We start from the raw sequence: 13,779 nt of genomic DNA, 5'->3' as shown, positions 1-13,779 counted from the left end.
GTGATTGCTGCCCTGCAGTGTCTGCAACGCGGATCCAAGGTGATGGCGCGACGCATTGATGGACGGACGTGTGTGGTGGCTCTGCGTGGGTCCAAACCCCGACGACAATTGTCGTCCGTCATCGCGCTGGGCTATCGTGCGCACCATGAGCGAACCCAAAAGTGCCCTGGTTGTCGATGACGAGCGTGATATCCGCGAGTTGCTTGTTCTCACCCTGGGCCGGATGGGCCTGCGCATCAGCACCGCTGCCAACCTGGCCGAAGCGCGCGAGCTGCTGGCCAACAACCCCTACGACCTGTGCCTGACCGACATGCGCCTGCCAGACGGCAACGGCATCGAACTGGTCACCGAAATCTCAAAGCAATATCCGCAGACCCCGGTGGCGATGATCACCGCGTTCGGCAGCATGGACCTGGCGGTGGAAGCGCTGAAGGCCGGCGCGTTCGACTTCGTCAGCAAGCCGGTGGACATCAGCGTGCTGCGCGGCCTGGTCAAGCATGCGCTGGAATTGAACAACCGCGACCGCCCCGCCCCGCCACCGCCACCGCCGGAACAGGCCAGCCGCCTGCTCGGCGACTCCAGCGCGATGGAAAGCCTGCGCGCCACCATCGGCAAGGTCGCGCGCAGCCAGGCGCCGGTCTATATCGTCGGCGAATCGGGCGTGGGCAAGGAGTTGGTCGCGCGCACCATCCATGAACAAGGCGCACGCGCGGCCGGTCCGTTCGTGCCGGTGAACTGCGGCGCCATTCCCGCCGAACTGATGGAGAGCGAATTCTTCGGCCACAAGAAAGGCAGCTTCACCGGCGCGCATGCCGACAAGCCCGGCCTGTTTCAGGCCGCGCATGGCGGCACGCTGTTCCTGGACGAAGTGGCCGAATTACCGCTGCAGATGCAGGTCAAACTGCTGCGCGCCATCCAAGAGAAATCGGTGCGCCCGGTCGGCGCCTCCACTGAATCGCTGGTGGATGTGCGCATCCTCTCGGCCACCCACAAGGACCTCGGTGACCTGGTCTCCGACGGCCGTTTCCGCCACGACTTGTACTACCGCATCAACGTGATCGAACTGCGCGTCCCCCCACTGCGCGAACGCAGTGGCGACCTGCCGCAACTGGCCGCGGCCATCATTGCGCGCCTGGCACGCAGCCACGGCCGCCCGATTCCGCTACTGACCCAATCCGCGCTCGACGCGCTGGACACATACGGCTTCCCCGGCAACGTGCGCGAACTGGAAAACATCCTAGAACGCGCCTTAGCCCTGGCCGAAGACGACCAGATCAGCGCCAGCGACCTGCGCCTGCCCGCCCACGGCGGCCACCGCCTCGCCGCCAGCCCCGGCAGCGCCGCCATCGAACCGCGCGAAGCGGTGGTCGACATCGACCCCGCCTCGGCCGCCCTGCCCTCTTACATCGAGCAACTCGAGCGCGCCGCGATCCAGAAAGCGCTGGAAGAAAACCGCTGGAACAAGACCAGAACCGCCGCGCAGCTGGGCATCACGTTTCGTGCGCTTCGTTACAAGCTCAAGAAGTTGGGGATGGAGTAGCTGCTGCTTTATTGCTACGCCTGCTTCCGAACGATTCCGCAGCTAGGGCTACAAGACGAGCAGGTGTACCACAACACCCTCACGTGAATCTCGGGCGCGAAACGCTTTGAGTCTCTTGCACGTGACACGAACGAGCCGCTGCAGACTACTCAGCGGGAAACACTATCGAGCCGTTGATGCAGGCTAGTAGGCTCCTGCTCAACCGAGCAAGAACATCGATCAACCACTGGCGCGCGGGCCATATCGTGGGATCCAGTTGATATCGGCAGAATTCCAGGATTGGAGCTCAGGCCCACCGAGCCCTGAGCTCCTATGAACTACGCCCTGCATTCGTAGTGGATGAAAATAACGTTGTCGGATCAACCATCTTGAGGGCGCCTACAGAAAGCTCCACTCATGGATCAAGGACAAACTTGGCTCACCTGAGCAGAGCAGGACAAGCCTCCACCATTTGCCGAATATTGCCCACCGCACGATAGCGACACGGTTCCCGGGCCATTTGACGCAACTGACTGACCAGGAGTCAGACTTCCACTGTAGCCCGGGGACTGTATGCCGCAGGTGGTACCTGTAACGCTGCCCGACGCCTGAGTGCACTGGATGATGGCTGCAGATTTGACGGGAGCCAAGCCGCGGAACGAGCTGCCATTACGTGCAGAGCCAAAGATCGTTTGCTCCGGTGAGCATGTGGTGTCATCAATCCTTGCTGCGCAGTTCAGACCACCACCACTCGCTGCGTAGGAACCGATGCAATTGAGGACGACATTGCCTGGTGCATTGGTACCTATAGACTCACCTACTGACAGGACGCCATTCCACCCTGGAGCTTGCACCGAGCAAAATGTGCCTGCTTGTCCCCCACCTGTTGCCTGCGTGCAGGTCACAACGGATAACGTTGACGCTATCGCATTCCCTTGTGTTGAACCACCATTGCGAGCACTGGCCGTAATGGTTTGAACCGCAGCATTCACCGAACCAAAACAGGCCAATCCGCACACCAGGGCGACGAAACTACAGACTTTCAGCCTAATCATTACGCAACTCCTTCAGGACCACGCCAGTCGAAGAAACCTCAGATCAGCAAAAATGACTTGTAAAAACAGTTGCTATCGAAAGAATTATTTGAACGCAGCTTAGCTACTGTCAATGCAAAAAAGGTCAGCAGGAAGTTATTTGTGATCGCTCACTCACAAACTGCCCTATGGCGTAGGCCTGTCAATGTGACATTGTCGAATTCAAGACATCTACAGAGTCAAATGTGCGACTGCCCACACTGCCGGTCGTGCTGCCGATGGCACTGCTGATCCAATGACACGGCATTAACCTAAAATCGTCTCCGGCACGTCGGTTAAGCACGCGCAGCAGCGGTACCGCTGCATCTGCGCTCAGTCCTTCGTCACCCGATTGATCTCGGCCAGGCTGGTCACCCCGTGCGCGGCCTTGACCAGCGCCGACTGACGCAGGTCGCGGATGCCGATCCTCTGCGCCGCCTCGGCGATCTGCATCGCGTTGCCGCCTTCCAGCACGATCGCACCGATCTCGTCGGTCATCGGCATCACCTGGTAGATACCGGTACGGCCCTTATAACCTTCGGTGCACTCGTCGCAGCCGACCGCCTCGTACAGCTCGATACCCGCAGCGAGCTGCTCCGCAGTGAACCCTTCCGCCAGCAACGCATGCTCCGGCAAGGTCGATTTGCGCTTGCAGTTGTTGCACAAACGCCGTGCCAGACGCTGCGCAATAACCAAGGTCACCGACGAAGTGATGTTGTACGGCGCAATGCCCATGTTCATCAGACGCGCGATGGTCTGCGGCGCATCGTTGGTATGCAGCGTCGACAACACCATGTGACCGGTCTGCGCCGCCTTGATCGCAATCTCGGCCGTCTCCAGGTCGCGGATTTCGCCGACCATGATGATGTCCGGATCCTGGCGCAGGAACGAGCGCAACGCCGCCGCGAAGGTCATGCCGCGCTTGACGTTCTGCTGCACCTGATTGACACCAGGTAAGCGGATTTCGACCGGATCCTCGGCCGTGGAGATATTGCGCGTCTCATCGTTGAGGATGCCCAGCGCCGTATACAACGACACCGTCTTACCCGAACCGGTCGGCCCGGTCACCAGCACCATGCCATAGGGCTTGTGGATCGCATCCAGGAACAGCTTTTGCTGATCCGCCTCGTAGCCCAGCTTCTCGATCCCCAGCTTGGCCGCACTGGCGTCCAGAATACGCAGCACCACCTTCTCACCGAACAGGGTCGGCAAGGTGCTGACACGGAAGTCGATCTGCTTGGTCTTGGACAGGTTGAGCTTGATACGCCCGTCCTGTGGCACCCGCTTCTCAGCGATGTCCAGCTGCGACATCACCTTCAGGCGCGCCGCAATGCGCTGGCTCAACTTCACCGGCGCCTTGGCCACGTTCTTCAGTAGCCCGTCGATCCGCAACCGCACCCGGTAATCGTCTTCATACGGCTCGAAATGGATGTCGGAGGCTCCCCGCCGGATCGCATCCACCAGTACCTTGTTGACAAACTTCACCACCGGCGTGTCGTCGCCCTTGGCATCGACCCCGGAATCCCCACCGGCGCCCATGTCCTCGTCCCCGGCCGAGACGTCCAGGTCCCCCATCTCGTCGTCGTCGTCACCTAACGAAGACCCGAGGGAAGCATTGCTTGCCTGCCACTGCTCCAAGGTGCGACGGATCTGGTCTTCATCGACCAAGATCGGCTCGACCACAAGATTGGTGTGGAACTTGATGTCGTCCAGCGCCCTGGTCTGGGTCGGGTTGCTCACCCCCACGAACAACCGGTTGCCGCGCTTGAACAGGGGCAGCACCTGGTACTTTTGGAGCAACTCTTCACTGACCAGTTTAACCGCGTTCTGGCCGGCGTCGAACACGGACACATCCATCAAGGGCATGCCAAACTCGACGGCGTTAGCTGCTGCAAGTTGAGCCGCGCTGACTAATTTCCTTTCTGCAAACCATTGAGGCAGCGGGATCTTCGCTGCCGCAGCTTGGTCCATGGCAGACCGAGCAATAGCTTCTTCAAGTGCGCCGTCCTGAACCAACCGACGCGCGATGCCGGTGATTCCGACAAGATTGGCAGTTACTAAGGCATTCATTTGATTGCTGGCTCCCCATCTTAGGGTTAAAGACTACTGCAAAGGGGGCTGGGCTGGATCCTGAGGAACGCGCAAAGTTGCCCAGCCCCCCCCAACGCTACTGACCTCGGGTTACCATTGTGCCGGGGAAATTGGGGAAATACTGTGGAACGTATCAGCATCATCTTGCCGGCCAAGAACGAAGCCGAGGGCCTACTTCTCACTCTGCCAGCCTTACGTCAGCTTTATCCGCATGCGGAAATCATCGTCGTTGACGATGGCTCGACCGACGCCACAGCCCAGATCGGCCGCGACCAAGGAGTCACTGTGCTCTCCATCCCTTATTCCATGGGAAACGGGGCTTCGATCAAGCGCGGTGCCCGCGCTGCTAGCGGCGATATTCTGGTGTTCATGGACGCCGACGGTCAGCACGACCCATTTCACATCCAGGCCCTGCTTGGCAAGCTTTCCGAGGGCTATGATATGGCGGTAGGTGCACGTGACAGCAGTAGTCAGGCCAACGTCCATCGTGGCATGGCCAATCGTTTTTACAACTGGCTGGCCAGCCGCATGACTGGATTCAGGATTCAGGATCTTACCTCAGGCTTCCGTGCCGCGCGCGCGAATCGGTTTCGCCAGTTTCTTCATTTGCTGCCCAATGGATTCAGCTATCCGACCACCAGCACAATGGCGTTTTTCCGCAGCGCCTATCCGGTGGCCTATGTGCCAATTCCTGTCGCCAAGCGCGTTGGCAACGGTAGCCATATTCGCCCGATCAAGGATGGCATCCGTTTCCTATTGATCATTTTCAAGATCGCCACGTTATATTCGCCACTAAAGCTGTTTGCGCCAATTGCTGCGGGTTTCTTTGTTATCGGCATGGGGTACTACGGTTACACCTTTGCCACCATGCACCGGTTCACCAACATGAGCGCGCTATTGTTCAGCGCATCAGTGATCATTTTCTTGATCGGATTGATTTCCGAGCAAATCACGGGACTGACGTATCTCGCAGCGCGGGATGGACGGACGAAGGAATGAACGATTCGGCTGCAAACCGCGCAGCCAAGTGTCGCCCCAAACTGCTGGTCCTAGCTTCAACGTACCCCCGTTGGCAGGCCGATCCTGAACCCGGTTTCGTGCATGAGCTGAGCCAGCGTTTGACCGCACGTTTCGACGTCGTCGTGCTGTGCCCCCATTCGAAGGGAGCACTTCCGCAAGAACGGATGGATGGCGTTGACATCGTGCGGTACGGCTACGCACCAGAGCGATGGGAAAGGCTGGTTAATGGCGGCGGTATCGTGAGCAACCTTCGGCACCGCCCCTGGACCGCGCTGCTGCTCCCCACCTTCCTGCTCGGGCACCTGTGGGCGCTCCAGCGCCTGCTGCGCTTAGTCCGACCGGATGTGATCCATGCACATTGGATCCTGCCCCAGGCATGGATGATCGCGCTGCTGCAGCTCATCGGTGCGCGTACACCACCGACGCTGGTGACTTCGCATGGTGCCGATCTCTTCGCCCTGCGTGGCCGCCTGCCGATGTGGCTCAAGCGGTTCACCATTCGTCGGATGCAGGCCACTTCCGTTGTCAGCAGCGCAATGCTTGAGCCCATGTTGGCGCTTGGAGCGCACGCAGACGCGCTTACCGTCGCCCCTATGGGTGTGGATCTGCAACATCGGTTCACGCCCGACTCGCAGAGCCCACGATCGCGCAATGAATTGCTGTTCGTCGGTCGGCTGGTCGAAAAGAAGGGGCTGACTCATCTACTTGATGCGCTCCCGAAAATTCTTGAACGCCATCCAGGAACGACGCTCAACATCGTCGGTTTCGGCCCTGAATTGACGCGATGCCAGCGGCAGGTCGACAGGCTGCGCCTTCAGGCTAATGTGCATTTTCTAGGCCCCATGTCGCAAACCGCGCTTCCGGAGCTTTACAGGCGCAGCAGCATGTTGATTACTCCGTTCGTGCAGGCGGGCTCAGGCGACCAGGAAGGATTGGGATTGGTTATGGTCGAAGCACTCGGCTGCGGTTGCCCTGTGGTGACCACTCGCTTGCCGGCCATACAAGAATTGCACAACGGGCGATGGCCGCCTTATGTTGCAGAGCCCGGTGACCCGGTCTCGCTTGCCGCGCAGGTAAATGCCCTACTTGATAATCCAGAGGCCGGCCGGATGTGGGTAGAAAGGCTGCGCCCTTTATTAATAGCGCGCTTCGATCATGAGGTGGTCGCGGCAGGCTATGCGGCACAACTGGCGTCACTCATCTCCGACCTCCCGCACGGGGAGGCGCGCGCATGAAATTGTCACTACCCGCAGGTTCGTTGGCTCGGACGTCGCTCAAAGTGATGTTGTGGCAGGGAGTGCGATTGATTTGCCTAGCCGGCTGGATCGTTGTGGCCGCGCGCACTTTGGGCGCGCAAAATTACGGCGTTTTTTCAGGCATCGTCGGCATAGCTTCGGCATTGGCTGGACTGGTCGGCCTGGGCAGTGGCATGCTGATGTATCAGTACAGCGCATCTGATCGCTCGCGCTTCGGGCGCTACTGGAAACAGACGCGGGTGCTGTGCGCGCTGTCCTCGCTTCCGCTGGCGCTGGCGTTGCTGCTGTTCTCGTCAACATCGACCAGTGATTCGATCTCTTTGCTCGAAGTTGCATTGATCGCTTCCTCCGAGATCCTCACAACTCCCTACATTACTAATGCTGCCTTTGCGTTTTCGGCAAACGAACGCATGGGTTGGGCAGCGGCACTACCGGCCATCACAGCGTTTTTCCGTTTGACCGCCATAGCCATGTTCGGCGTCCTACCGATTGATCGCGACCTTGATCACTATCTACTGCTTCACCTAGTAGCATCAATCTGCGGTGCTGCAGTTGCTTTGATAGCTGTCAAGAGATTGCTCACCCCTCAATGGCATCCAATGCAGGTGGATTGTAATGACCTTTACCACGGAGTCGGGCACGCGGTGAGCTGGACGTCGGCTACATCGGTAACGACGCTAGACAAGTCTTTCGTACTTCATGCAGGTGGTGACACCACGGCAGGCTTGTACGCAGCCTGTTACCGCCTCGCATCAGTCGCGGCAATGCCATTGGACGCAATGGTGATGGCTGCAATGCCCCGGCTGTTCCGCGCGCATGGGGACAACGGAAGAGTCCGTCGTTTGTTATTTGCCATGCTTGTCGTAGCCGGCGCTTACTCTACTTTCATCATAGCCCTGTTGTGGTGGAGCGCGGCACTGCTGCCTTATTTGCTTGGTTTCGAATTCGCTAACGCAGTCCCAGCATTACGCTGGATGGGCTTCTTCATTCTTGCCTACAGCCTGCGGCAGATCGCTTGCCAGGCATTAGTGGGACGTGGCTTGAAGCTGCGCAAGACCTTCATCGAAGGTGGGGGCCTCCTTGCGATGTCTGTTCTCTGTACGATCCTAGTCCCGCAATACGGCCTGACCGGAGCTATTGCAATGATTATTATTGCAGAAGCGGCCATGGCTACTGCTGGTTGGCTGACCCTATCACTCAGCGCCGCCAGTTCGAATGATGGCAGGATATTGCCTCATTGAAGACTTCAATGTAGGCATCCGTTGCGCGTTTAACGGTAAATTCAGAAGCACGGCGCCGCAACGCTTGCGGATCTACTAAAAAGCTTCCGTTCAAACTGCGTAGTACCGCGGCAGCAACTGCCAGCGCATCCCCCACCGGAACAAGCTGACCGTAGACACCAGCCTGCAGCACCTCACTGGGCCCACTCGGACAATCGGTCGCAACGATCTGCGTGCCGCACAGCATGGCTTCTACAAGGACGTTTCCGAATCCCTCGTAATCCGATGTCAATGCAAGCACATTGCTATGCTGTATCCATGGAAGCACATCCTCAACATGACCCAACATTCGACAGACAGCCACAATATCGTACTGTTGGATCCATTGTGCAAACGTTTCGCGCATAGGGCCATCCCCCAAAACGATCAAGCGCACGTTACGAGCGGCTCGGACCTGAAGGAAGGCATCCAATAAAAGATCAAGACGTTTTTCCACGGAAAGCCGGCCAACAAATATCAAAGTCGGCACGTCATCTTGGGGATACGGCCAATTACTGGGCCGGCGATGATCCGTGTTGAACGCGCCGGCACTCTCGGTCTGTACAACCGGATTATGGATGACTCTGATCTTTACTGGCGGAAGACTAAGCTCCTTGCACATATCGGCGGCAACCGCCGCAGAAACCGCAATGATCGCATCGGCCGACGGCAGCAGTCGACGCATCGCTTGACGCAAGAATCGCAGCTTCATCCTGCGTAGCCCAACAGCACTATTGAGAGGACCGGAAACTGCTTGATGCTGGGTAATAACTACCGCTGTGCGAGTAGACAGCCAACGTCGCCATAGCAGCATCCACACCGCGACGTCGCTAGAGGTCGTGACAAGTATTTCAGGCTGGGTTTGGCGCATCCATACAAGTACACGCCATATGAACTGCCAAGTGCCTCTAGGTGCTATGTACTGAACAGCTGGTGAGCCCTGTCGCTCAATCATCGTGCGACCCGCCACCATTTCGACCGCAATCCCGCGCCTTTGCAACTCCTCCCACAGATTGAACTGAACCCGTTCCAGGCCTCCGGCCTCAACACGGCTGAGTAGTAGGGAGATCATTGACGGGCCAGCACTGAAGCATCTTCTGCTCCCGCGATACAGACGACGTCTTGGTAATCACCCAGACTCTCCGCACTGATTCGAACGATTTTTCCTTCTTCCTCTAATCTGTGAAAGCAATAGCCCAAGGGCGTCAATAGGTCAAGAATGTCGCGACCTCGATATCCTGCGGCCATAGCAGCCTGCTCCTGAACCTCCACGACAATGACGGGACGAAAACGTCGCAATGTACGCAAGCCCCCCCTCAGACAGGACAATTCTCCCCCCTCTATGTCCACCTTCAAAAGGTCCAGGCGCTGAAGCTTTAAATGCTCTACGACTGCGTCGAGCGTGACCACCTCAACTGCACCGAGCACGCGATCCTTTCGCGGATCTCCATGGAGACTGCCAAGTCCGCGGTTACAATCACTGGCAGCAGATTGGCCATACGATTCATACATCGTAAATTGGCCTGCCAAGTCAGCCAAGCCCTGCTTACGTATCTGGACTACGGACTCCAATCGATTACGACGAATGTTACGCCTCAACTCTTCAGCAATCGCATCGACTGGCTCGAAGGCAATCACCCGGCCCTCCGGGCCCACACGATTTGCACAGACCAGGCTGACTTCACCGATGTTCGCACCGACATCAACAACCACCATGCCTGGTGCCAGAACACGATTCAGCAGTGCAACCAGACGGAGATTGTAATATCCCATCCAGAAGATACGTCGCTGCATGTGCTCCGACAGGTCCAGCTCGATGATCAGACCTCCATCAAAGTCCTTGACCTCCTGCCGACCTTTCGCTACGCGAAATATCCTGCGTAACAGGACCTGGACTACACTTGGCTCCCGGCCAAGACGCAGTCTCATCCCAACCTTACGCAGTATTTTGAGAAAATTCATCATTAGATCCTGATTCAAGTAGCGTCGGACCTCAAGCGTCCAATCATCGTAGCGTCTATTGCAACATAGTCCGGACCGCTTTACTCATGCATGTACTTATTGTCTGCAAGCGCCAATACACCTCGCGTGATCTTTTGGATGACCGCTATGGGCGACTATATGAAATCCCAGAGGGACTAGCCCGGCTGGGCCACTTGGTAAGCGGGCTCACCGTGAGCTATCGACACCGGCCACGCCGTTGCGATGTTTCCCCTGAAGGGGTGAACTGGCAATCGATCAATGCAGTACCATTTGGACCTCTGTGCATTGCAAATGCAGTCAGACAGATGCGTAGAGCGGCCTCCCCGGACGTAGTCTGGGCCAGCTCAGACGCACTTCAGTGCATTCTCGGTATGCGCATCGCCCAATATCTCAAAGTACCTCTGGTGCTAGATCTATACGACAACTACGACTACTTTGGTCTGAGCCGCATTCCGGGCGTCACGCATGCGTTTCATCAAGCCTGCCGCCAAGCATCAGCCCTCAGCGTTGTCAGCGAAACACTAGCGGCACACTTGCGCAACACACTGGCTCCCGGCGGACTGGTCAGCGTGATCGGCAACGGAGTGAATATGGAACTCTTTCACCCCATAGATCGGCGCGAGTGCCGAGAGCGGCTTGGGCTTCCGGTGGATGCAAAGCTGGTTGGATGTGCGGGCGCGATCGACGCCAGCCGCGGCATTGACGACATGTTTCAAGCTTTCTTGCACCTGGCGGACACCTTTCCGGATCTGCACCTGGTCTTTGCAGGCCCCCGTGATGCAACACCAGGACGCTACCGGCACCCACGCATTATCGATATGGGTATAATGCCGCCGCAGCAAATACCTGTATTAATCAACAGTCTAGATGCCTCGATTGTATGCAACCTCGACTCTGGTTTCGGCCGATACTGCTTCCCAATGAAACTTTACGAGTCGATGGCCTGCGGCGTGCCCATAGTCGCAGCGGCGGTAGGCGACGTACCCATGCTACTGCCGCATAGTGACGGTCTAACATACCCACCAGGCAGCCCAATACTTCTTGCCCAGGCTCTGATTCAGTACTTGCAAGTTCCCGTACGCACGCAATTTACCTCCATTAAGAGTTGGCGGGAGCGCTCGGAAACAACACAACAGCTACTGCTCCGCTTGATGGATAACAGGGCTGTAACTCTAACGGCAGGATGAAGGGAGATACTTTGCCTCAAGCCCGCCACAACTCCAAGTGATGCTGCCATTGGAGTCCGTAGCTGCAAGCGTCAGAACCTGATGGGCAATCTTGGAACTGGCCGATTCCGAAAATTCAACCTCAATCTTTCCGCGTGTACCAACACTTACCGAACGAACAAATTTTCCATTGACAGAGGCCGGTGCAGCCATGCCGGCCGCCAGATTTCCCGAGGGGAAATCACCATGATCAGAGTAGTAGGTGGCTATGGCTTCCTTGGCACCGCTAGACAGCGATAAACCTTCAGCTACTTGGCCACGCGCTACATAATCCTGATACGCCGGCAACGCGATTGCAGCAAGAATTGCGATAATCGCCACAACAATCATCAATTCGATCAACGTAAAGCCGCGCTGGTTCACATTAATTTCCTTTAATTTGATTGCTTTGCATACAGCCATTGCTGCAGTTGCGCGATGTCCTCTTCGTAGGTTCCCCGAATGCTGGCTTTGCGCAACTGAGCCAACGCCTCCTCAGCCTCATCAACTGAAAGCAAGTTTGATGCCAACCCTATCCTGACCAGTCCACTTTGATAAGCGACATCCGACGGGTCGATTGCCACGGCCTCCCGTATCATTCTCATTGCCAGTCTGCGGTCTCCGACCACATTGAATGCGTAGTTCGCATACATCGCACGTAGTCGAGAGGAATTGGGATTGCGCTGGCTCATCTTAGCCAAAAGCGTGAACAGGTTCTGCTCGTTGCCAAACTTGCAATGACCTGCGATCCGGCACTCAACAACACCTTCAAGCGCACTGAGCTCTTGTGGGCCCGCTACACGTCTCAGCAGTTTGTCACTAAATCGGCGCCAGACGTCGTCAGAAATCCTCCCTCCTGCTTGGCTTCCCAGGATGATCAGAGCTTGATCGGGAAGCGGTGATGATTTAGGCAGCGCAGCCGCATGCTCGAATTCCTTGATCGCCAACCCCCACGCCGGCGAACTTTTATTGTTATCAGCGAGCCCAATCAAAGTCCTGCCGTATTCATAGCCAGCACGGGCAGAATCAGGATTACGGGTGGTCAATGTCAATGCGAGGCCAAGCGGCGTACTCCAGCTTACCGCCTGCATGAAACCCATACCGGCAATGTATGCCAGCGGTACCGCGAGCATGACGACGCGTGCTTCACTGGTGAACCGCGCCAACATGGCATGAAGCGGCTGCACAAGCGCAAGCAGTACTGCCAGCAATGCGAGATAGTTTCGATGCTCGAACACCAGTTCGAGCGGCATGACATTGCTTGTTAGTGCATGGGAGGTAAAAAACCATCCAATCCCAAGAGCGGTCATCGGCCAACGACGACGAACCAGGCATCCGAACATCGCAAATGACAATAAAAGCAATGCGTGCAATAACGTAGTTGCTGGGTGTAGCAATCCTTCCGAGCCAGGATAGTTATCATAGTAAAACCACAAGCTCTCGGGCCATGGCAACACCATCTGCCGCAGATAAAGCACCAGTACGGACAATTGGCTATACAGCCGCTCCGGCAAAGTGAAGTCGCGCGCCGAATAGGTAGCCGGTGCTAGGGCAGTGGGCAGTACCCATCCGAAAAACACCACTGCACACAGGAGCGAACCGATGCTGTAGACGATGATCAGAACCCGTCGTTGCAGTACGCTGGCAGCGGAAAAACGCAACAGGAAGAGTTCCAGCATCAATGTATAGCCAGGGACCAACAGAGCTGTTTCTTTAAAACCAAATCCAACAATTGCTGATATGACAAAACTCGCCCACCAAGGCCAAGCCAGGGCACCTTCGCGCATTGCGCTTCGCGCACGCAGGTAGCTCAGCAAGGAGAGCAAAATGCCCGATGCCGCGCCAACCTCCATTCGCTGAATAATGTAGAGGGCGCTTGACACTTGTATCGGGTGGACCATCCAGGCGAATGCCAGCACCCATGCGGCACCCAATGCCACCTTGTCGCCCCAAGAGGTCGCTATGGCGATCAGTCTTCGGACGAGCAGAAGCACTAGGCATCCGTTGAACAGATGGATGGCCAGACCTGTTGCCTTCAGGGGAACAGGGTCCATCCCGGTAAACACATGATTAAGAGCGAAACTCAGCAAGGCCAGAGGCCTGCCAAATTTACTGGCAATCCCGGTACCGAATAATTGAGTGAGAGCAGACCATGAAAGATGGTCCAGCTTCCAATCAGGATCGTCGACTAAATTGGGCTGATCGTCGAACAGGAACCCGCCGCCGAGTCCGGGTGCCAGTATCAACCAGCCAAGCAAAGGTAGCGACAGGACGGCCAGTGCAACTAGCCAGCGAATACGCGAACGACTTTGAGCTTCTGCCACGATCCCCTCTCTTCGGCTCGTCCAAAAGAAAAGGGCCGCTAGGCGGCCC

The 13,779-nt window shown here is 57.1% G+C and carries 10 protein-coding genes; 5 read left to right on the top strand and 5 right to left on the bottom strand.

The genetic code is table 11. The features are described 5' to 3' along the window. The first annotated feature begins 145 nt into the window (after positions 1–145). A complete protein-coding gene (locus AC1PLU_RS05620) occupies positions 146–1,540 on the top strand; it encodes a sigma-54-dependent transcriptional regulator (RefSeq protein ID WP_074058079.1) in 1,395 nt (464 codons plus the stop codon). A 1,385-nt stretch (positions 1,541–2,925) separates the two neighbouring features. Here AC1PLU_RS05620 and pilB read toward each other — a convergent pair. Beyond that, a complete protein-coding gene (pilB, locus tag AC1PLU_RS05615; RefSeq protein WP_481107943.1) occupies positions 2,926–4,662 on the bottom strand; it encodes a type IV-A pilus assembly ATPase PilB in 1,737 nt (578 codons plus the stop codon). A gap of 144 nt (positions 4,663–4,806) precedes the next feature. Here pilB and AC1PLU_RS05610 point away from each other — a divergent pair, with 144 nt between their 5' ends. From AC1PLU_RS05610 to AC1PLU_RS05600, 3 genes are read left to right on the top strand one after another with little or no spacing between them, the layout of a single operon-like run. After that, positions 4,807–5,682 (top strand): glycosyltransferase family 2 protein, encoded by an 876-nt coding sequence (locus AC1PLU_RS05610; RefSeq protein ID WP_481107942.1) that lies wholly within the window; start codon positions 4,807–4,809, stop codon positions 5,680–5,682. Further along, positions 5,679–6,938, top strand: coding sequence for a glycosyltransferase family 4 protein (locus AC1PLU_RS05605; RefSeq protein WP_481107941.1), 1,260 nt, complete (start codon positions 5,679–5,681; stop codon positions 6,936–6,938). Before AC1PLU_RS05610 ends, AC1PLU_RS05605 begins: the two co-directional genes overlap by 4 nt. Continuing rightward, positions 6,935–8,200: a lipopolysaccharide biosynthesis protein gene (locus tag AC1PLU_RS05600; RefSeq protein WP_481107940.1), complete on the top strand. Its 1,266-nt coding sequence runs from the start codon at positions 6,935–6,937 to the stop codon at positions 8,198–8,200. Before AC1PLU_RS05605 ends, AC1PLU_RS05600 begins: the two co-directional genes overlap by 4 nt. On the opposite strand, the gene AC1PLU_RS05595 is transcribed toward AC1PLU_RS05600, so the two are convergent. Both AC1PLU_RS05595 and AC1PLU_RS05590 read right to left on the bottom strand, forming a co-directional pair. Next, positions 8,157–9,290: a glycosyltransferase gene (locus tag AC1PLU_RS05595; RefSeq protein WP_481107939.1), complete on the bottom strand. Its 1,134-nt coding sequence runs from the start codon at positions 9,288–9,290 to the stop codon at positions 8,157–8,159. The genes AC1PLU_RS05600 and AC1PLU_RS05595 overlap by 44 nt on opposite strands. After that, entirely contained in the window at positions 9,287–10,180 is an 894-nt protein-coding gene (locus tag AC1PLU_RS05590; RefSeq protein WP_481107938.1) for an FkbM family methyltransferase, read from the bottom strand. Before AC1PLU_RS05590 ends, AC1PLU_RS05595 begins: the two co-directional genes overlap by 4 nt. Before the next feature lie 86 nt (positions 10,181–10,266). Between AC1PLU_RS05590 and AC1PLU_RS05585 the strand changes: the two genes are divergently transcribed. Next, complete coding sequence (locus AC1PLU_RS05585; protein ID WP_481107937.1) at positions 10,267–11,388, top strand: glycosyltransferase; 1,122 nt, start codon at positions 10,267–10,269, stop codon at positions 11,386–11,388. Here the strand turns inward: AC1PLU_RS05585 and AC1PLU_RS05580 are convergent. Together AC1PLU_RS05580 and AC1PLU_RS05575 are read right to left on the bottom strand one after the other, a co-directional pair. Then, the gene (locus tag AC1PLU_RS05580; RefSeq protein ID WP_481107936.1) at positions 11,374–11,829 is read right to left on the bottom strand and encodes a pilin; all 456 of its coding nucleotides are present in this window, start codon (positions 11,827–11,829) and stop codon (positions 11,374–11,376) included. The two genes, AC1PLU_RS05585 and AC1PLU_RS05580, sit on opposite strands and share 15 nt — an antisense overlap. Continuing rightward, the gene (locus tag AC1PLU_RS05575; RefSeq protein WP_481107935.1) at positions 11,802–13,730 is read right to left on the bottom strand and encodes a tetratricopeptide repeat protein; all 1,929 of its coding nucleotides are present in this window, start codon (positions 13,728–13,730) and stop codon (positions 11,802–11,804) included. The genes AC1PLU_RS05580 and AC1PLU_RS05575 overlap by 28 nt, the downstream gene beginning before the upstream one ends. Positions 13,731–13,779: the final 49 nt, after the last annotated feature.

This window comes from Xanthomonas sp. NCPPB 2933 (assembly GCF_056725225.1).
The sequence above is the reverse complement of the archived record's forward strand: the minus strand, read 5'-3'. Positions and strand labels throughout refer to the sequence as shown.

Bases quoted from the DNA above. Each gene is read 5' to 3' on its own strand.
- AC1PLU_RS05620 (WP_074058079.1), top strand. From the start codon at position 146: ATGAGCGAACCCAAAAGTGCCCTGGTTGTCGATGACGAGCGTGATATC.
- pilB (WP_481107943.1), bottom strand. From the start codon at position 4,662: ATGAATGCCTTAGTAACTGCCAATCTTGTCGGAATCACCGGCATCGCG.
- AC1PLU_RS05605 (WP_481107941.1), top strand. From the start codon at position 5,679: ATGAACGATTCGGCTGCAAACCGCGCAGCCAAGTGTCGCCCCAAACTG.
- AC1PLU_RS05600 (WP_481107940.1), top strand. From the start codon at position 6,935: ATGAAATTGTCACTACCCGCAGGTTCGTTGGCTCGGACGTCGCTCAAA.
- AC1PLU_RS05595 (WP_481107939.1), bottom strand. From the start codon at position 9,290: ATGATCTCCCTACTACTCAGCCGTGTTGAGGCCGGAGGCCTGGAACGG.
- AC1PLU_RS05590 (WP_481107938.1), bottom strand. From the start codon at position 10,180: ATGAATTTTCTCAAAATACTGCGTAAGGTTGGGATGAGACTGCGTCTT.
- AC1PLU_RS05585 (WP_481107937.1), top strand. From the start codon at position 10,267: ATGCATGTACTTATTGTCTGCAAGCGCCAATACACCTCGCGTGATCTT.
- AC1PLU_RS05580 (WP_481107936.1), bottom strand. From the start codon at position 11,829: ATGGCTGTATGCAAAGCAATCAAATTAAAGGAAATTAATGTGAACCAG.